16 protein-coding genes are annotated in these 18,830 nt (G+C 38.3%); 8 read left to right on the top strand and 8 right to left on the bottom strand.

Annotated features, from left to right (window positions below; translation table 11 throughout):
* Positions 1–67: 67 nt before the first annotated feature.
* The 4 genes from tsaE to NE848_RS11240 all read left to right on the top strand — a co-directional run bounded on the left by tsaE (position 68) and on the right by NE848_RS11240 (position 3,095).
* Positions 68–472, top strand: coding sequence for a tRNA (adenosine(37)-N6)-threonylcarbamoyltransferase complex ATPase subunit type 1 TsaE (gene tsaE, locus NE848_RS11255; protein WP_252113592.1), 405 nt, complete (start codon positions 68–70; stop codon positions 470–472).
* Between the two features lie 371 nt (positions 473–843).
* Positions 844–1,452 carry a hypothetical protein gene (locus tag NE848_RS11250; RefSeq protein WP_252113590.1) on the top strand — a complete coding sequence of 203 codons (609 nt, stop codon included), beginning with the start codon at positions 844–846 and terminating at the stop codon, positions 1,450–1,452.
* Positions 1,453–1,508: 56 nt separating this feature from the next.
* The gene (locus NE848_RS11245; RefSeq protein ID WP_252113588.1) at positions 1,509–2,711 is read left to right on the top strand and encodes an alanine dehydrogenase; all 1,203 of its coding nucleotides are present in this window, start codon (positions 1,509–1,511) and stop codon (positions 2,709–2,711) included.
* A gap of 3 nt (positions 2,712–2,714) precedes the next feature.
* On the top strand, positions 2,715–3,095 hold the full coding sequence (locus tag NE848_RS11240) for a hypothetical protein (protein WP_252113586.1): 381 nt from the start codon (positions 2,715–2,717) through the stop codon (positions 3,093–3,095).
* Positions 3,096–3,134: 39 nt separating this feature from the next.
* Here NE848_RS11240 and bcp read toward each other — a convergent pair whose 3' ends face one another.
* Positions 3,135–3,590 carry a thioredoxin-dependent thiol peroxidase gene (gene bcp, locus NE848_RS11235; RefSeq protein ID WP_252113584.1) on the bottom strand — a complete coding sequence of 152 codons (456 nt, stop codon included), beginning with the start codon at positions 3,588–3,590 and terminating at the stop codon, positions 3,135–3,137.
* Between the two features lie 32 nt (positions 3,591–3,622).
* Between bcp and NE848_RS11230 the strand changes: the two genes are divergently transcribed.
* On the top strand, positions 3,623–4,279 hold the full coding sequence (locus tag NE848_RS11230) for an endonuclease III domain-containing protein (protein ID WP_252113582.1): 657 nt from the start codon (positions 3,623–3,625) through the stop codon (positions 4,277–4,279).
* A gap of 252 nt (positions 4,280–4,531) precedes the next feature.
* Here the strand turns inward: NE848_RS11230 and NE848_RS11225 are convergent, their stop codons facing one another.
* Positions 4,532–5,116 carry an RNA polymerase sigma factor gene (locus tag NE848_RS11225; RefSeq protein WP_252113580.1) on the bottom strand — a complete coding sequence of 195 codons (585 nt, stop codon included), beginning with the start codon at positions 5,114–5,116 and terminating at the stop codon, positions 4,532–4,534.
* Positions 5,117–5,350: 234 nt separating this feature from the next.
* On the opposite strand from NE848_RS11225, the gene uvrA reads away from it, so the two are divergent.
* Both uvrA and NE848_RS11215 read left to right on the top strand, forming a co-directional pair.
* Complete coding sequence (gene uvrA, locus NE848_RS11220) at positions 5,351–8,146, top strand: excinuclease ABC subunit UvrA (protein ID WP_252113578.1); 2,796 nt, start codon at positions 5,351–5,353, stop codon at positions 8,144–8,146.
* A 129-nt stretch (positions 8,147–8,275) separates the two neighbouring features.
* Positions 8,276–9,574, top strand: coding sequence for a putative RNA-binding protein (locus NE848_RS11215; RefSeq protein WP_252113576.1), 1,299 nt, complete (start codon positions 8,276–8,278; stop codon positions 9,572–9,574).
* 87 nt (positions 9,575–9,661) lie between these two features.
* On the opposite strand, the gene NE848_RS11210 is transcribed toward NE848_RS11215, so the two are convergent.
* The 4 genes from NE848_RS11210 to NE848_RS11195 form a co-directional block, all read right to left on the bottom strand.
* Positions 9,662–11,119: an oligosaccharide flippase family protein gene (locus tag NE848_RS11210; protein WP_252113574.1), complete on the bottom strand. Its 1,458-nt coding sequence runs from the start codon at positions 11,117–11,119 to the stop codon at positions 9,662–9,664.
* Complete coding sequence (locus NE848_RS11205) at positions 11,120–12,403, bottom strand: glycosyltransferase family 4 protein (RefSeq protein ID WP_252113572.1); 1,284 nt, start codon at positions 12,401–12,403, stop codon at positions 11,120–11,122.
* Between the two features lie 22 nt (positions 12,404–12,425).
* Complete coding sequence (locus tag NE848_RS11200; protein ID WP_252113570.1) at positions 12,426–14,840, bottom strand: YfhO family protein; 2,415 nt, start codon at positions 14,838–14,840, stop codon at positions 12,426–12,428.
* Positions 14,841–14,916: 76 nt separating this feature from the next.
* The gene (locus NE848_RS11195) at positions 14,917–15,198 is read right to left on the bottom strand and encodes a DUF4834 family protein (protein WP_252113568.1); all 282 of its coding nucleotides are present in this window, start codon (positions 15,196–15,198) and stop codon (positions 14,917–14,919) included.
* A 107-nt stretch (positions 15,199–15,305) separates the two neighbouring features.
* On the opposite strand from NE848_RS11195, the gene NE848_RS11190 reads away from it, so the two are divergent.
* Positions 15,306–16,277 carry a transporter gene (locus NE848_RS11190; RefSeq protein ID WP_252113566.1) on the top strand — a complete coding sequence of 324 codons (972 nt, stop codon included), beginning with the start codon at positions 15,306–15,308 and terminating at the stop codon, positions 16,275–16,277.
* Positions 16,278–16,357: 80 nt separating this feature from the next.
* On the opposite strand, the gene capB is transcribed toward NE848_RS11190, so the two are convergent.
* Positions 16,358–17,620: a cysteate-C-fatty acyltransferase gene (capB, locus tag NE848_RS11185; protein ID WP_252113564.1), complete on the bottom strand. Its 1,263-nt coding sequence runs from the start codon at positions 17,618–17,620 to the stop codon at positions 16,358–16,360.
* Positions 17,621–17,763: 143 nt separating this feature from the next.
* Positions 17,764–18,804 (bottom strand): cysteate synthase, encoded by a 1,041-nt coding sequence (gene capA, locus NE848_RS11180; RefSeq protein WP_252113562.1) that lies wholly within the window; start codon positions 18,802–18,804, stop codon positions 17,764–17,766.
* Between the last annotated feature and the right edge of the window lie 26 nt (positions 18,805–18,830).

The raw sequence follows: 18,830 nt of genomic DNA, 5'->3' as shown, positions 1-18,830 counted from the left end.
AGAGATATGCAACACGTTATCTATTTTTTACATATCTTTACAATCCCGAATCTGACATTTTGAATTTATGGAGTTAACCTACAAACTTCAAGAACTGGATGTAGCCGTAGATTACATTTTAAGTAATACTAAAAGTAAAACATTGCTTTTTTACGGTGAAATGGGTGCAGGAAAGACCACTCTTATAAAAGAGCTGGTAAAAGCTCTAGGTGTACATGATGTAGCCTCCAGTCCCACGTTTTCATTAGTTAACCATTACGAGTCAGAGGAAGGATCTGTATTTCATTTCGATTTCTATCGAATTGAAGATGATACAGAAGCTTTAGACATCGGTTTTGAGGATTATCTGGATTCTGATGCATGGAATTTGATTGAATGGCCTGGAAAAGTAGAAAGATTATTGGGGGAAAACACCCAAAAACTGCTTTTGGAGGTCGAATCTGAGAATACCAGAAAGTTAAAGTTTTGTTAATAAAAATGATTTTTGAGAAAAACGCTGTGTAAAATTTATTGTAAGAATTTTATTACTTTTGCAATAGATTTATAAAGTGGATTTTTTTAATTTAATTCATTGAACGATTTATAAATAGATTTAAACTAACATATTTAAAGATTTATAAGCGATTTTAAAGCCAATTTTTGGCTCAAAAAAGGCCGCAAAGGTACGACTAATGTTTTAATTTATAGGATTTTAAGTTGCCATATGTTTGTTACTAGAAAACAAAACGAATTACCAATCTTAAAAGCCTATAAAGATGAAACTAAAAGCAATACTTTTCGCAGCCGCAATATTTGGAGCAAGTTTTTTTGTAACTTCAACTTCAAACGACGATAACAATAAAGATGAAATCCAAAAACAAGCTGTCGATAAAAGGACAATCAAGGTTCCTGCTGCTGGGTAGTATTATTGCCCTATCAATAGCATTTTCACCTTATTTATTTTATTTATATGAAATTTTCCCAAGCACTCCTGTTTGGGAAAATTCTTTGTTTACCTATGAAAGTAAGTACTACGAAAATGTCCTCACTGCTGCCTGGACATATCTAGGTAAAATCACCCCCTTATTTCTTCTTCTTATCTGGTTCTTTACTTGTAAGCACTGGTGGTACCACGTTATACTAATTCCTGCATCAATGTATGCATATCAGCTAGTTGTTACAATATACCAGGATGTTTATCTTAACAGTGCGTTTATAATGGACACCGATGGCTTAATATATCTTGCACCTTTTTTTATAATTATTCTATCTGTAGTTTATCTCGTAAGAATTAAAGTTTTCGACAGAGTTTATGGTTTAGATTTGAGTGAATTGGATGAAACAGAAATTTCAGTTTTTTCTCCAATTCCGGATAAAGACATGAAAGAAATTAAAGATTTCCAAGAGGAAAGCATGGAAGATGATGAAGAACCTTCAAATGTTATATTAGAAGACTATTACCGTAAACTCTAATCCTTTTTATACTTTTTATAAATTTAGTTGTAATTTAACTGCTTTAACATAGTTATATGGGAAAACAGCAGGTTTCGCCTTTTACCAAGGAACAACTAATACCACAGGAAGAAACCCTTGAAATATATAAAAGTAAAGGGCAACTTTTCATAGGAATTCCAAAAGAAACAGCCTATCAGGAAAAACGTATCTGTTTAAGTCCGGATGCTGTAGCCGCGATTACAGCTCACGGCCATAGGGTTATGATCGAGTCGGGTGCTGGAAAATGGGCAAGATTCAGCGATAAGGATTATTCGGATGCCGGCGCAGAGATCACAAAGGACACAAAAAAAGTGTTCTCCTGCCCTATTATCCTTAAAATCGAGCCGCCATCAAATGAAGAGCTTGAATTCATCAACCCTCAAACTATCCTTATCTCTGCCTTGCAGATCAAAACACAGTGTAAGGAGTATTTCCAGAAGCTTGCCCAGAAAAGGATTACGGCCCTCGGGTTTGAATTTATAAGGGATGATGATGGTAGCTATCCTATTGTAAGGGCTTTGAGTGAAATTGCAGGGACCGCCTCTGTACTTATTTCTTCAGAGATCATGAGCAATCATGAAGAGGGTAATGGGCTTATGTTTGGAAATATAAGTGGAGTTCCCCCTGTGGAAATAGTAATTATTGGAGCCGGAACCGTTGGTGAGTTTGCCACCCGCTCAGCTATAGGTCTCGGAGCCAGCGTAAAGGTATTTGACAGTTCATTAACCAAACTAAGGAATATCCAGGCAAATCTTGGAAATACCTTTTACACAAGTACCATTCAGCCAAAAAACCTTTTAAAAGCCTTAAAACGAGCCGATGTAGTTATTGGAGCGGTTAGAGGAAAAGACCGTTCACCCGTTCTTGTTACAGAAGATATGGTAAGATCTATGAAACGCGGCGCGGTGATCATAGATGTGAGCATAGATATGGGAGGCTGTGTGGAAACCAGCGAGATAACCTCTCATGATGAGCCAATATTTACAAAACATGATGTGATACATTACTGTGTTCCAAATATCCCTTCTCGTTACGCAAGAACTTCCTCATTATCAATCAGTAATATTTTCACTCCTTATCTCCTACATATAGCCGAAGAGGGCGGCCTGGAAAATACCCTGAGATTTGATCGCGGTTTAAGAAGTGGTTTGTACTTTTACCACGGAATTTTAACCAATAAGTCCATTGCAGACTGGTTTAATCTTTCCTATAGAGACATTAACCTGTTGATCTTTTAGAATATGAAACTTATTCATCGCCTTGGATATTACGGCCTGGGGCTTTTTTTTGGAATAGTTATATTGATTTTCTTTTTAGGAGGAAAGAAAGCATCCTGTGATTATTCACCAAATGCAAGGGTGCTCAAGAATATAAAGACCAAGCAACGTATTTTTTCTGAAAATTCTCTGCTGAGTTTTCAGGAAAATAATCTTGATACGACTTTGGTTTCAGAGGTACTGGAGAAAGGAGATGTTGACTTCCAGAAGAGTCTAACCAACGAAGATCCCTGCAATATCTATTATATTTCAGGTAAGAGAGAGAATAATCTTGTTGAGCTTGAGATAGAAAATTGTGATAGTCTGGCTACAATAATGAATGTAAGTATAAAAAAAAGCGAATAGAATCTATTCGCTTTTTAATTATTCAGGAAATTAAAATAGCTACTGCTCCAGGATCTGTTCGGCATGAGCTTTTGTCTTCACTTTTTTGATAACCTCTTCGATTTTTCCATTTTCATCAATGATGAAAGTTGTTCGGTGAATACCATCATACTCTTTTCCCATAAATTTTTTAGGTCCCCATACTCCATAAGCCTTAATCACCTCTTTATCTTCATCGGCAAGTAAGGGATATGGAAAGTCGTATTTGTTTTTGAAGTTTTGCTGTCTTTTTTTAGAATCGGCACTCACTCCAAGAATCTCATAGCCCTTCTTCTGCATAAGTTCAAAGTTATCGCTTAAATTACAGGCTTCAGCAGTGCAGCCAGGAGTGCTGGCTTTCGGGTAAAAGAAGAGCACTAGTTTTTTTCCTTTATAGTCTGAAAGTTTTATTTCATTACCATCCTGATCTTCGGCTTTAAAATCGGGAGCCTTATCCCCTGCTTTCAATGTTGTCATAATTATTACTTTTGCTCTAAATTTAAAATTTTATGACCAAACAGGAAAAGGTAACATTTGTTATTGATACGTTAAATGATATATATCCGGAAATCCCAATTCCTCTTGATCACAAAGATCCATATACACTTTTGATAGCAGTTTTACTTTCGGCTCAAAGTACTGATGTAAAAGTCAACCAGATAACTCCGAAACTTTTTGAAATAGCTGACAATCCATATAAGATGGTAAAACTTTCGGTAGAAGAAATAAGAGAGATCATCAAACCTGTAGGCTTATCCCCCATGAAATCGAAAGGTATACATGGCCTCTCCAAAATTCTCATTGAAAAGTATAACGGAGAGGTTCCGGCAGATATGGAAGCCCTGGAAGAATTGCCCGCTGTAGGTCATAAAACTGCCAGTGTAGTTATGGCCCAGGCTTTTAATGTTCCGGCATTTCCCGTAGACACACATATTCATAGATTAATGTATCGCTGGAATTTGAGTAACGGCAAAAACGTCTCCCAAACCGAAAAGGATGCGAAGCGTCTATTCCCAAAAGATCTCTGGAATAAACTTCATCTTCAAATTATCTGGTATGGAAGACAGTATTCTCCTGCGCGCGGATGGGATCTCGAAAAAGATATCATCACAAAAACTATAGGAAGAAAAAGTGTGATTCAGGAATATCTGAAAAAGAAAAAATAAAAAAGACCTGTTGCTAATAAAACAGGTCTTTATATCCAATTAATTCAGAAGCGTTTCAAACTTCATCCTCTTGTACTCAACAACATTCAGTGCTTTTGAATAATTCAAAAGAAACTGAATCGTCTCTTTTTTTGGTTGTGGATGATTAATTTTTCCCTCTTTTGAAGGTTTTTTAAAGTAAAGTTTCCCCATTTGGTACTATTTTTTGATGGTTTTATAGAATAACGTAACAAACGGGGGGATATTGTTTGATTAATTGGTTAAAATCAAATTTCTCTTTTCAATAATCTTTCTAAGATTAATAAGTGCATATCTCATTCTTCCGAGCGCTGTGTTTATGCTAACTCCCGTGCGTTCAGAGATTTCCTTAAAGCTCATGTCTTTATAGATACGCATGGTTAAAACTTCCAGTTGATCTTCGGGAAGCTCTTTAATAAGCTCCTGCACATCCGATTCGATCTGGTCTTTTATGAGTTGCTTTTCAGCATTAAGATCATTATCGCTTAAAACAGAAAATATGTTGAAGTCCCCACTATTATCAAACTTGGGCATTCTCTTATTTTTTCTGAAGTGGTCTATTACAAGATTATGCGATATTCGCATTACCCAGGGAAGAAACTTTCCTTCTTCATTGTACTTTCCTCTTTTTAAAGTCCGGATCACCTTGATGAAAGTGTCCTGAAAAATATCCTCGGCGATATCTTTATCAAAAACTTTAGAGAAAATAAAACTGTAAATACGATGTTGGTGACGATTGATGAGGGCGCCAAGGGCATTTTCATTTCCATCAAGATAATCACGTACGAGCGAAGCGTCAGTTACCTTAGTGTTATTCATAACAGTTACTTTATTGTACAGGAGTTTAGGGCTTCCTGAGGGTTAGGTTATTTAGTTTTTAAAGTAACTGTGTTCTATAGGCTAATCAGATTATCGGTTGTTGTGCCTCAAATATAGCAAGATAAAATTGAGAAATACAAATAAAACCTTAATTATTTAACAATACTATAAGTTTTTCACTGCTTTCTTTCCCGCCTCATATTGAGTACCTTTGCCGTTTTAGCAGAATCAGGAATGATAGTAGATATAACCAAAGCAGACCCTAAGAAGAATATCATAATCAAGGGAGCCAAACTGCACAATCTTAAGAACATTAATACAATAATCCCCAGAAATAAACTGGTTGTAATTACCGGTTTATCGGGATCGGGTAAATCCAGTCTCGCATTTGACACATTATATGCAGAGGGACAGAGGCGATATGTTGAAAGCCTGAGTTCTTATGCCAGGCAGTTCCTGGGAAGACTAAATAAACCTAAAGTTGATTATATCAAGGGAATTGCCCCTGCTATCGCTATTGAACAAAAAGTAAATTCTACAAACCCACGATCTACCGTAGGAACATCTACGGAAATCTATGATTATTTAAAATTGCTCTTTGCCCGTATAGGGAAAACATACTCTCCTATTTCTGGAAATGAAGTAAAAAAAGATACGGTAACGGATGTAATAAATTACGTAAAAACCTTTCCTGAAAGAGAAAAATTGCTTCTCCTTGCCCCTATTCATGTAGAGGAAGGCCGTTCTCTTGAAAAGAAAATAAAGATCCTCGCACAGCAAGGTTATAGTCGGATTAAGATCGATAATGAAGTTCTCCGAATCGATGAAACAGACCTTAGCAAAGCTCACGATGATAATACCTGGCTGGTCGTGGACAGGATCATTACCAAAGATGAAGAAGATTTTTATAACCGCCTGGCCGACGCCGTTGAGGCTGCTTTCTTCGAAGGAAAGGGGGAGTTATTCATAGAAAAGCTTTCCGATACTAGCCAGAGACATTTCAGCAATAAATTTGAACTGGATGGAATGAGCTTCCTTGAACCAAATGTTCATTTGTTCAGTTTTAACAATCCCTATGGCGCTTGCCCCAAATGTGAGGGGTATGGAGATGTAATAGGGATAGATGAGGATCTGGTGATCCCAAACACAGGCCTTTCCATTTACGAAAATGCTATTTTTCCCTGGCGCGGTGATAGTATGAGCTGGTATCGCGATCAGCTGGTTAATAATTCACATAAATTCGATTTCCCTATTCATAAACCCTATTTCGAGCTCTCTGACGAGCAAAAAGACCTGGTTTGGAATGGGAATGAATATTTTGAAGGGATCAATCAATTCTTCGAGTTTCTAGAAAGCAAAGCATACAAGATCCAGAACAGGGTGATGCTTTCCCGTTACCGCGGCAAGACAAAATGTTCAGCCTGCAAGGGAAAGAGATTAAGACCCGAAGCCCAGTATGTTAAGATCAATGATCATAGCATCACTGATCTGGTTGAAAAACCTCTTGATAAGGTAAGAGCATTTTTTAATGATCTGGAGCTCAATGAATACGATGAGAAGATCGCCAAAAGATTATTGACCGAGATCAGAAATCGTCTCCAGTTCCTCTCAAATGTTGGGCTGGACTATTTAACACTTAACAGGAAATCCAATACATTATCTGGAGGTGAATCCCAGCGTATCAATTTGGCAACCTCTCTGGGAAGTAGTCTCGTTGGCTCAATGTATATACTGGATGAGCCTTCTATTGGCCTTCATCCAAAAGACACTGAAAAATTAATCGGAGTATTAAAGCATCTGCGCGATCTTGGAAATACAGTTATCGTGGTGGAACATGATGAAGAGATCATGAATGCAGCCGATGAGATCATTGATATAGGCCCCGAAGCCGGAACAAATGGTGGCCATGTTGTGGCAATGGGAACTATGAAAGATATTCTGAAATCTGACTCTCTTACGGCCAGTTACCTGAATGGTAAAATGGAAATCGAAGTACCTGATGAACGCCGAACCTCTAAAAATAAGATCAGGGTGCTGGGAGCCCGGGAAAACAATCTGAAGAATATTGATGTTGAATTCCCCCTTGGCGTCTTTACGGCTATAACTGGTGTTTCCGGAAGTGGAAAAAGCACGCTTGTAAAAAAAATTCTTTATCCGGCAGTGCAGAAAGAAATTGGAGGCTATGGAGAAAAAGCCGGGCAGTTTAATGGTATTGAAGGAGATCTTAAAAAGCTGGGTACCGTTGAATTTGTAGACCAGAATCCTATTGGAAGGTCTTCCAGATCTAACCCGGTAACTTATATTAAAGCTTACGATGATATTAGAAACCTGTTTGCAGACCAGCGTTTGGCGAAGCTACGCGGATTTAAAGCCAAACACTTCTCCTTCAATGTTGACGGGGGAAGATGTGAAACCTGCAAAGGTGAAGGCGAAGTTACCATAGAAATGCAATTTATGGCCGATGTTCACCTGGAATGTGAGGCCTGTAATGGAAAACGATTTAAAAAGGAGGTACTGGAGGTCTCTTTTGAAGATAAGAACATTGATGATATTTTGAATATGACCATCGATGATGCAACTGCTTTCTTTGATCAACATGGGCAGGATAAAATCGTAAAAAAACTAAAACCTTTACGAGATGTTGGTTTAGGATATGTTCAATTGGGACAGAGCTCCTCTACCCTTTCTGGTGGTGAAGCCCAGCGTATAAAACTGGCTTCATTTTTAGTCAAGGGAAATACCAAATCCAAGGCTCTGTTTATATTTGATGAACCTACAACCGGGCTGCATTTCCATGATATCAAAAAATTACTTAAATCTTTCAATGCCCTGATTTCTAAAGGACATACGGTTATAGTGATTGAACATAACATGGACCTGGTGAAGTGTGCTGATCATGTAATAGATCTAGGTCTTGAAGGGGGTGAAAATGGAGGACATATTATTGGAGAAGGCACGCCTGAAGAGCTGGCGAAAATAAAAAAATCCTATACTGCAAAATATCTTCAACAAAAACTAAAACAGGTATAAAAAACTTATTTTCAGGTTTTTAACTTAAAAACAACCAGATTGGTAACCGGTGAAGTCCCTGTGTACGGACTTTGGCACGTGCTTTGTATTTAATTGAGCAAAATGTTCTTAATTAAATACTCTACTACCATGAGAAACCTGACCTTTTTGTTCGCATTCTTATTTATTGGATGGTCAGTATCGGCATCCGTAAATTCTAACCCAACCACTAACTATTATAATGATTCATTTATTTTTATTGAGGGAGGCGTTGAATTTGCGGTTTACCCAAATGGTGAATTCGACTTTTACTTCAATCCGGAATTTCGAAGAGGAAATTCTGTGCATTTCTCAACTCCTAGTGTAAACATCAGTTACAATTCGGGTTATAATTATGATCCTTATGTTCAGTATGATGACTACGGGGCTGTGATCCAGATAGAAACCGTTCCTATTTATTACGATTATTATGGAAGGATAATACAGGCCGGAAACGTATTTATCCGATATAACAATTTTGGCCGCATATCCCGTATAGGTAATATGCATATTCATTATGATCATCACCATCATTATACTCATTATAGTGGCTTTATTAATCACTATAACAGGCAATATGTATACAGACCATGGCATAGATATTATTCGCGGCCTAATGTGAATGTAAGTATAGTTTTTAACAGGCCGTACAGGGCATATTATCAGCCTCACCGAATTTCATATAATAAATATGTTACCGTATATAATAACTACTATGTGAAAAATAACGGAAGAAGGAATTTTTACAGGCCTTCCGATCGTGTGAGATCATATAATTACGGTTCAAAAACAGCCAGTAAACGTGACTTGAAACCAGTACGTACAAGATCTAACGATAATATCGCACGTTCAAGGCAGAGTGTGGCCAGAAACAAATCTTATTCTGACAGAAATAAATCTGTAAGGTCTTCCCGGAACAATGATAGAACCAGGTCTTATTCTGACAGAAAAGCCATAAGCCGAAAGGACGATAGCAGAGCTAGGTCCTATTCCGAAAGAAATGAAAGAAGAGCTATTAGCCGAAATGATAATGACCGAAACAAAGTATATAGTTCCAGAACCGAAAGAAGCACAAACTCAAGAGGAAGATCGTCAGGCATTGAAAGTGCCCAGAAAAAGGAAAGATCTTTTGAGCAAAGATCGGTTAGAACACCAAACCGAAATACCGGAAGAAGTGTTAATACAACAAGAAATAGCTCAAAAGTAGAACGATCTTCAAGAATCAATAGAAGCAGGTCTATTGAAAGATCATCGAGAAGTTCTGAAAGGAAACCTTCGGTACAACGTCAAAGTACGCAGAGAAGCACTTCAGTTAGAAGCAGATCTTCTTCCGGGACATCAAGATCTGGAGCAATTAGATCAAAAAATTCCTCAAGATCAAGAAGTTCGGCACGAAATATGAAAGAATAATTATAGATGACAAGTTCATAATTTAATTTTTTGGTTGGTTAGTTGGAAAACCCCTGACGCACCCTTGCTGATGGGGTTTTCTCGTTCTTAAACCCTGCCTATCAACCGGTCTATTAAATTATTAATATCGTTCGAAAACCTAAAACGGTATACCAGGAAAACATATAGAATCGTTGTAAGCCCTCCTTTCAAAATAATATCCAGTATCGGATGGAAAGAAAAATCCCACAGATAAAATCCAAATCCCAAAATTGCAGTTAAAAGAAATACCCACCAGCTATTGGTAGTAAAAGGATGGATTTTAAATTTCTTAAAAACTATAAAGATCTTTGAACTGTTATAAAGCGAAAAAGCAATGAAACTTGCCAAGGCAGCACCTTCAATTCCGAATTCGGGAATAAATATCAGGTTTAGAACAAAAGCGACCACTACCAGGAAAACTCCAACTCCAAGAACAAGACGGTAATAATCTGAATTAAAAAGGATACTGTTATTGTTGCCCAGGAAATTGTCATACAATTTAACCAGGGATATTAATAAAACTACCAGAATGCTTATGCTGTATTCATCAGGGATCAGCTCATACAGTGAGTTTATATTGGTAATAATAAGTATAAATATCAATCCACTTACAATGAGAAGGTTCAATGAACTTTTTTCATAAATATCTTTAAGTCCGGCCTTATCTTTATTATTTAGCATTTCAGCAGTTAGCGGATGGGTAATCTGATGCATGGCTTTTTGAGGCACCGAAATTACCGTAGCGATATAAACAGCAATTCCATAGATGGCTACATTTTCTATAGGCAGGTAATGTTCGATCATCACCTTATCCAGATCCAGTAGAACGGTAGCCACCGAAGCAGCTAAAAGGATAAGAGAAGAGTATTTAAGAACCGGAGAAAGGTTTTTAGGGAATTTAAAGGCCGATCTAGGCCTATGCAGGGAAAATGCATACATAGCCATTAAAATGGTCCTGGTGACGAACACCCCAGATACTCCATAAATAAAGAACTCTACATTTATAAGCTTAAAATAGACCGCAAAAAGTAACACACTAATACAAAGCCTATGGAATACTTCTTTCATCATATTTCCAAAAGTGCTTTTGTAATAGATCTTGGACCATGAAAAAAACACTTCAAAATAAGCCGTGGCCAGGGCAATGAGAAATATCAGCCAAACGTAAGGCTGCACAAGGTCGTTCTCTCCTTCAAAATAATCTAATAGATACCCATAAAAGACAAGCCCTAGACTCCCCATGACCACTGCTGCTATTGCAGGGATAACAAGAACCAGATTCAGTAAACGATCCTGATCTCCTCTTGTTCGATATGAAGTAAAGAATTTTATAAGTGTACTGTGAACCCCAAAAACCAGAAATGGCCAGATAAGATTCGCGGCTGAGAGCAAAAAACTAACCAGTCCGTAATATTCCTTTTCAAGAAAATAGGTAAACAGGAACAAGGTATTCACCGCTCCTATACCAAAACCGATATAGGTGGTCACCATGTTCTTAAAGGATTGGTTTATGATTATCCCCATTTACATTTTCTTTATCAGATTAGCCAGTTTTTCAGTTAAATTCTTTCTGTAATATTCTGAAATATCATGAGATGTGCTTATCAACTCCTTATCCTTATATCTCTGAAACTGTTTCAGGATATAAGATTTGATCCCCTCTGTATTTTCATAAGTGAAACATTCTCCGGCCTCTGTACTCCTAATTATTCTTTCCGCATCCCATTTCTCAGGCCCGATCGCCAGAATTGGCCTTTTCGAGGCTAGGTACTCAAATAACTTTCCTGGAATAATACCTCTGGTCTCTTCAGAATCTATTTCAATAAGCAAAAGAACTGAGGCTGATCTCTGAATTGCCACGGCCTTGGAATGACTTATATAACCTTCATTTTCCAAATGTTCCTGAAGTCCATTTTCATCAATACTTTTCAAGACCTCCTCGCTCACCTTTCCGGCCAGCCTTAATCTGAAACTATCAGCGAATTCCTTATTCTCCTCAATCAATTCGCCTAAAGCTTTCCATAAATGAATAGGATTTCGTTCCGAAAGCAAGGAGCCTACATGGGCAAATTCAAACTTATCATTCTCAGGCTGTTTTTCATTGACATCAGTATCAAAACCATTCGTGATGAGACTTACTGGTTTAGTGGTCTTAGCAATGAATTCATCTCGGGTTGTATAACTTGTGGTGATAATATGATCAGCCGTATTCAAAACTTCCTTTTCGAGCTCTTCATGCTTTTTCCTTGAATTTTGGGTAAGTTTCAGCTTTTCATGATAGCCGATCTGCGTCCACGGGTCCCTGAAATCGGCGATCCATTTAATATTCAAATTCTGCTTCAATTGCAATCCGATCAAATGCAGACTATGTGGCGGACCTGTTGTTATAATGACATCATAATTATCCTCGGCAATTTCCTCTCTTAAGAATTTAAAGGAAGGTTTCACCCAGAATTTACGGGCATCGGGAATAAAATAATTTCCCCTGATATAAAGCATAGCCTTTTGGAGAGCCGATTGGTTCTCTTCTTTGGATATAATTCCTGAGCTAATTGTCTCAGTATCTTTTTTGGAAAAAATCCCGGCAATCGAATATGGCTCAAAGATCTTCTTTTTGATCACTTTTACGCCTTCGGGAACTTCTGATTGAAAACTCTCATCTACGATAGGGTAACTCGGATTCTCCGGCACATAAACCACTGGTTCTACATCAAAATCACGAAGATATTTAACAAATTTGAGCCAGCGCTGTACTCCGGGTCCACCTGCTGGCGGCCAGTAATATGTTATGATGAGAACCTTTTTCATTCAGATATAAGAATGGCGAAAATCAATTTCTTTTCTTCAGTTCATAACCCACTCCACCAATAAGAATCAGAGCAATCAGAACAGAACTAATCAGTGAAACTGTACTTCCCGTATTTATAACTTCGGGCTCAAACCTGAAGATTAATTCATGTTCACCAGAGGGAACGTTCATCGCTCTTAAAACATAATTTGCCTGTACATGAGGTACCTTTTTTCCATCCAGGTACGCCTGCCAGCCCGGCTGGTAATAAGCTTCCGAAAAAACAACAAACTGATCTGAATTAGTCGACACCTTATATTTCAGTTCATTTGGTTGCTGACTTAACAATTCTACCGTGGCATTAGGATCAAACTTAAAATCCTCGTTTACGTCTTTCATAAACTTAGAGTTTATGATTGCAGTACTCTTAAGGTCTGCATCCTTTAAGGCAAGGATCTCTTCATCAGGATTATCAACCCATTTGATATTTTCAACGAACCATGCGTTTCCATAGGCATTCGGATTTTGCTGTGCCTGATTACCCTCTTCGGTAGGAACAATGAAATATTTCACATTAAGCATGTTCAATATTTTCATATTGTTCTGGGAAATATAGAAGTCATAAAGATCCTGGATCCTGCCTGGTTTAGCCGCATGATATCCACCCAGGGCATTATGAAAATAAGAAGTTCTCCCTGTATTGAACGGATTGCCAGATACATCAAAGACCCGGTAATGCGTGGTATCCTGCATTATTACCGCATCCGCCTCCTGCATTTGATATGGTGACTCCATTTCCCTTGCCTGTACAAAATCATCATTATTCACATATCTTCTATCAACTCCAATCAGATCCACAAGAAAAAGAATGGCAAATACACCAATTACGATGTTCCTGTTAATTTTTCCTTTTAGATAAACCCAGATAAGCCCGGCGGAAAGCAGAACGAATATTAAAGAGCGTAACGCATCAGCAGTAAAAATAGCTTTACGGTCCTTTTCAAGTGCATTCATAAAATCCAACCCGAACTGCTTGCTATACATAGCATCATTAGCCCCTTCAAATTCGAAAAGAATAGATTTTAAAAGAAGAAATGCAATAAGCAATCCGCCTGTAATGATAGCCGACCATTTTAAGGCATATAGTTTTTCGTCTTCCTTTACTTTTTCACTGAAAAGCTTGTAAAGGCCAAAAACAGCCATTACAGGTATGCAGAGCTCAAGAATTACCTGAACTGAAGAAACCGCTCGAAATTTATTATACAGGGGCACAACATCAATAAAGAATTGGGTAAGGAATCCAAAATTCTTACCCCAGCTTAAAAGCAGTGCGAGAATACTTGCACCTACGATCCACCATTTTAACCTACCTCTTACTAGGAATAAAGCGAAAACAAATAGAAATATTACGGCAGCACCAATATAAGCCGGTGCCTTAACATAAGTTTGGTCGCCCCAGTAGGTAGGTGCATTTTTGGCAAAATCGGCCGCCTGTACGGCAGAAGCTCCCATTTTTCTAATCGCATCATAGATATGCGAGTCCTTCCCGAGATCCTCTGAGCTACCTCCGCCCATAAAGCGAGGTACGAACAGATTAAAGCTTTCTAAAATTCCATAACTGTATTCGGTAATATAATCGAAACCTAATCCTGATTTTTCCTTTGGAGTTCCGTCTGGCTGAATGCTAAGCCCCGAATCTCCGCGGGTACTGAATTGAGTATATTCGCTGGTAGCCATAAGATTGGTGGCATTGGCGGCAATGGCAAGGATCACAGCTATCACCATTATTCCTACAGACTTAAAAAACTGGGGAAGCAGTTTTTTTCTGTAAGCATCTATTAAATAAGCGATGCCAAGAACTATGACCAGCAGGAGCAGATAATAGGTCATCTGGAAGTGATTGGCCTGTATTTCCAGAGCCATAGCGACGGCCAGCAATAAAAAACTCCAAATATTTCTATTCCGGAAAATAGCGATGATACCCGCCAGGACCATTGGCATATAGGCAATGGCATGTGCCTTGGCATTGTGTCCCACTCCAAGTATTATTATGAGATAGGTTGAAAATCCAAAAGCTATAGCTCCCAGAAATGCCAGTTTATAATCAAGCTTTAAACAAAGCAGGAGAATATAAAAACCAATGAAATACAGGAAAAGATAATCTGCCGGCCTGGGAAGGAACCTTAACAGACTATCCAGTTTCTTCACATAATTGTGAGGATAGTGGGCTCCAAGCTGGTAAGTAGGCATCCCGCCAAACGCGGCATCGGTCCAGTAAGGCTCTTCTCCGGTTTGTGCCCTGAAATCATTCTGTTCCTTCGCCATTCCGATATACTGAACTATATCGCTTTGAAAGATCTCTTTTCCCTGTAAAACAGGATTAAAATAAAATAATGATAAAATGATAAAACCTGCCAGTACGAACAGGTGTGGTAGGAATTGCTTCAGTTTAGCCATTAATCGGACTTTAGATTTTAATCACAAAATGTGTGTAAAGGCAAAGCCTTAGCCAAGGCTTTGTTAAAATCCGAAATTAATCAATTTCTTCGTAATCGATATATTCACCAACTGTTTTATTGGACTTCCGGCCAGATTTGGGTTTCTTATCTATGGTAACCTTCCCTTTACGATTATTTTGTGGCTGCTGTCCACCAAACTGCTGATTGAATTGCTGCTCGAATTTCCTGCCCATCCTCTTCATAAAATATTTCAAAAGCATGGGCCCAAAATACCGAAGTAATATTTTAAGACCGAAGTATACTAACAAAACGATCAGTATCGTTTTTAATACTCCGGTAAATGATGCTTCTAACATTGTTCAGGCTTTTTGCAAAAATAAAAATAAGCCTTCACAATCGTGAAAGCTTCAACGATAAAATTATAATAAAACTTATATATTTGAGACAACCAACGCTAGTAATTATGCGCAAATCAGCCTTGTTTAGCCTTCTTTTTATTCTAGGAACCACCCTACATGCACAATATACCGAAACCATAAATTCCAATCGCCCAGGACAGTCTCAGGGAGCCTTTGCTGTTGGAACCAGTGTTATCCAGATTGAGACAGGGGGTTACTTTGGAAATGATGAACATTCCGCTTTTGCAAGTACTACAGATATTTGGGGAATCGACTATCAGCTTAGGTACGGATTGCTATTCGAAAATCTTGAACTCAACCTTACGGGGGCTTTCGAAAACCAGGATATTTCCCGAAATTTTCTTGGAACCCAGGATGAGTCCAGTATCAGGAATTTCAAAGCCAATACTATAGGAGCGAAATACCTCATATTTGATCCTTATAAGGAACTGGAAGAAGATAAACCTAATTTATACAGCTGGAAAGCGAATCAGCGCTTCAAATGGAAAAAACTAATACCCGCGGTGTCTCTCTATGCAGGTGCAAACTTTTCTTTCGGAGATAATCCTTATCTGTATGAAGGAGAAGGAAAGTTCAGCCCTAAAGCGGCTATCATCACCCAGAATAACTGGGGTCGATGGGTACTGGTCATGAACTTTATTGGTGATAAACTTTCAGAGGAATACCGGTCTTATATTTTAATGGGAACTTTAACCCATGCCATCTCTCAAAAATTCGCTGTTTTTGGCGAATACCAAAGTATCTGGAGCGATATTTATGCCGATGACCTTGTTAGAGCCGGTGCCGCTTACCTGGTGGGTAAAGACTTACAATTTGATGTTGCGGGCCTCATGAATTTTAAAGACACTCCTTCAAGATGGCAGGTAGCAGCCGGAGTTTCTTACAGGTTTGATCTCCATAAAATAGATGAATTTCTTGAAGATTCGAATGAAGGAAACAGAAGAAGGCAAAGGAGTGAAAAGCTTGGAAGGAAAAAGAAGAATAAAGGTGAAGAAAATGGTGAAGGAGGAAAATAAAAAAGAGCAACATCTAAGAATTAAAAAGCCCCGCAAATTGCGGGGCTTTTTAGTAGTAATTACTACTATATCAGATATTATTATTTATTCGACATGGCTGCTGTTACAGATGCAGAAAGTCTTTTATAAGTTCCATTCTCCAGCCTTTCGCGAATCGCTGAAAACGCGTCAAGTGTTTCTTCAACATCCTGTAAAGTATGAGTTGCAGTAGGTATCATTCTTAGAAGGATAAGTCCTTTTGGAATTACGGGATACACTACTATTGAACAGAAAACGCCATGATTCTCACGAAGATCTTTCACCAAGGCCATAGCTTCAGGAATACTTCCTTTAAGATATACCGGAGTCACACAACTTTGAGTGGTACCAATATCAAATCCGCGCTCTTTTAAACCATTTTGAAGTGCATTCACGTTTTCCCAAAGCTTTTCTTTAAGCTCTGGCATTGTTCTAAGCATTTCAAGGCGTTTCAGTGCCCCAACCACCAGCTGCATTTGCAGTGACTTGGCGAACATCTGTGAACGAAGGTTATATTTTAAATAATCGATAATCTCTTTATCTCCGGCGATAAATGCTCCAGTACTGGCCAGGGATTTGGCGAAAGTAGCGAAGTAAACGTCTATCTCATCCTGAACGCCCTGCTCCTCTCCTGCTCCGGCACCAGTTTTACCAAGGGTTCCAAAACCATGAGCATCATCCACAAATAACCTGAAATTATATTTCTTCTTAAGCTCAACGATCTCCTTAAGTTTTCCCTGCTCTCCACGCATTCCGAAAACACCTTCAGAAATAAGTAAAATTCCGCCTCCGGTCTGTTCGGCGATCTTGGTAGCACGCTGAAGGTTCTTTTCGATACTTTCCATATCGTTATGCTTGTAGGTGAACCTCTGTCCCAGGTGTAATCTTACACCATCAATGATACATGCATGTGCATCTACATCATATACGATTACATCCTGCTTGGAAACAAGGGCATCAATGGTAGAAACCATTCCCTGGTATCCAAAATTCAGCAGATATGCTGCCTGTTTGTTTACAAAAGAAGCAAGTTCATCCTGAAGTCTTTCATGGAGATCTGTATGACCACTCATCATTCTCGCACCCATAGGATATGCCGAACCATATTCGGCAGCGGCTTCAGCATCCACTTTACGAACCTCCGGATGGTTAGCCAGGCCAAGATAATCATTGATACTCCAGGTAATAACTTCCTTACCTCTAAATTTCATTCTATTAGAAATTGGTCCTTCCAGTTTAGGAAAAACGAAGTATCCTTCTGCCTGTTCTGCCCATTTACCTAGCGGTCCTTTGTCTTTGTAAATTTTATCAAATAAATCCTTCATCGGTCATTTTTTAGACGAGCCGCAAAAATACTGAAATTTGGCCCAATTCTACAAAGTAAATTTTAAACATCGAAAGCTAAGAAAAACAAAAGCATCCTACAAAAAATAGGATGCTTTTGTTAATAAGTGTTAATATACTTTTTTTACTTGATGATCTCTATCGTTTGAGTGGTAGCTTCGTTCTTTGTATCGAAAAACCCTTGCTCGTTCATCCAGTCATCACTATATATCTTGCTCATGTATCGCGAACCGTGATCTGGGAATACCATCACCACTCTCGAATTCTTATCGAATTCTCCTTCTTCGTAGAATTGTTTTAATCCCTGCATCGCCGCACCACTGGTATAACCTACAAAAAGCCCCTCGGTTCTAGCAAGTTCGCGGGCTGTATGGGCAGCATCTTCATCGCTTACCTTAATAAACTTATCTATGATATCAAAATCGGTAGCCGTAGGAATAAGGTTTTTTCCCAAACCTTCAATTCTATAAGGGTATATCTCCTCTTCATCAAATTCCCTGGTCTCGTGATATTTCTTGAGCACCGATCCAAATGCATCTATACCAAGAATTTTAATATCAGGGTTTTGAGATTTCAGGTATCTTGCAGTTCCAGAAATAGTTCCGCCGGTTCCACTACATGCAACCAAATGTGTTATTTTTCCTTCAGTTTGTTTCCAGATCTCAGGACCGGTTGAGTTAAAATGAGCATCCATATTCAGCTCATTAAAATACTGGTTTATATAAACCGAACCTTTTATTTCCTGGTGAAGCCTTTTTGCAACCTGATAATAAGAACGGGAATCATCGGCAGGAACATTTGCAGGACATACATACACCTTCGCCCCCATAGTCTTGAGCATGTCTATCTTATCTTTTGAAGATTTTGAACTCACAGCAAGAATGCACTCATATCCCTTGATGATACTTACCATTGCAATACTGAATCCGGTGTTTCCCGAAGTGGTTTCAATAATGGTATCGCCAGGTTTTAAGATACCTTTTCTTTCAGCTTCTTCTATGATGTAAAGGGCTATTCTATCTTTTGTGGAGTGACCAGGATTAAAGGCTTCTACTTTTGCAAAATATTTTCCTTTATAACCATTGGTTATCTTGTTAAGGTGAATTAACGGCGTATTACCTATAAGTTGTAATACATTGTCATAAACCTGCAAGTCTTCTCTCATAAATCGAAGTTCTTATTTACAAAAGG

Source organism: Gramella jeungdoensis, from assembly GCF_023805255.1.
GTDB classification, from domain to species: Bacteria; Bacteroidota; Bacteroidia; order Flavobacteriales; family Flavobacteriaceae; genus Christiangramia; species Christiangramia jeungdoensis.
The sequence above is the reverse complement of the archived record's forward strand: the minus strand, read 5'-3'. Positions and strand labels throughout refer to the sequence as shown.

What these genes read in the sequence shown, in the direction of transcription:
- tsaE (WP_252113592.1), top strand. Translation starts at nt 68, where the DNA reads ATGGAGTTAACCTACAAACTTCAAGAACTGGATGTAGCCGTAGATTAC.
- NE848_RS11250 (WP_252113590.1), top strand. Translation starts at nt 844, where the DNA reads ATGAAATCCAAAAACAAGCTGTCGATAAAAGGACAATCAAGGTTCCTG.
- NE848_RS11245 (WP_252113588.1), top strand. Translation starts at nt 1,509, where the DNA reads ATGGGAAAACAGCAGGTTTCGCCTTTTACCAAGGAACAACTAATACCA.
- NE848_RS11240 (WP_252113586.1), top strand. Translation starts at nt 2,715, where the DNA reads ATGAAACTTATTCATCGCCTTGGATATTACGGCCTGGGGCTTTTTTTT.
- bcp (WP_252113584.1), bottom strand. Translation starts at nt 3,590, where the DNA reads ATGACAACATTGAAAGCAGGGGATAAGGCTCCCGATTTTAAAGCCGAA.
- NE848_RS11230 (WP_252113582.1), top strand. Translation starts at nt 3,623, where the DNA reads ATGACCAAACAGGAAAAGGTAACATTTGTTATTGATACGTTAAATGAT.
- NE848_RS11225 (WP_252113580.1), bottom strand. Translation starts at nt 5,116, where the DNA reads ATGAATAACACTAAGGTAACTGACGCTTCGCTCGTACGTGATTATCTT.
- uvrA (WP_252113578.1), top strand. Translation starts at nt 5,351, where the DNA reads ATGATAGTAGATATAACCAAAGCAGACCCTAAGAAGAATATCATAATC.
- NE848_RS11215 (WP_252113576.1), top strand. Translation starts at nt 8,276, where the DNA reads ATGAGAAACCTGACCTTTTTGTTCGCATTCTTATTTATTGGATGGTCA.
- NE848_RS11210 (WP_252113574.1), bottom strand. Translation starts at nt 11,119, where the DNA reads ATGGGGATAATCATAAACCAATCCTTTAAGAACATGGTGACCACCTAT.
- NE848_RS11205 (WP_252113572.1), bottom strand. Translation starts at nt 12,403, where the DNA reads ATGAAAAAGGTTCTCATCATAACATATTACTGGCCGCCAGCAGGTGGA.
- NE848_RS11200 (WP_252113570.1), bottom strand. Translation starts at nt 14,840, where the DNA reads ATGGCTAAACTGAAGCAATTCCTACCACACCTGTTCGTACTGGCAGGT.
- NE848_RS11195 (WP_252113568.1), bottom strand. Translation starts at nt 15,198, where the DNA reads ATGTTAGAAGCATCATTTACCGGAGTATTAAAAACGATACTGATCGTT.
- NE848_RS11190 (WP_252113566.1), top strand. Translation starts at nt 15,306, where the DNA reads ATGCGCAAATCAGCCTTGTTTAGCCTTCTTTTTATTCTAGGAACCACC.
- capB (WP_252113564.1), bottom strand. Translation starts at nt 17,620, where the DNA reads ATGAAGGATTTATTTGATAAAATTTACAAAGACAAAGGACCGCTAGGT.
- capA (WP_252113562.1), bottom strand. Translation starts at nt 18,804, where the DNA reads ATGAGAGAAGACTTGCAGGTTTATGACAATGTATTACAACTTATAGGT.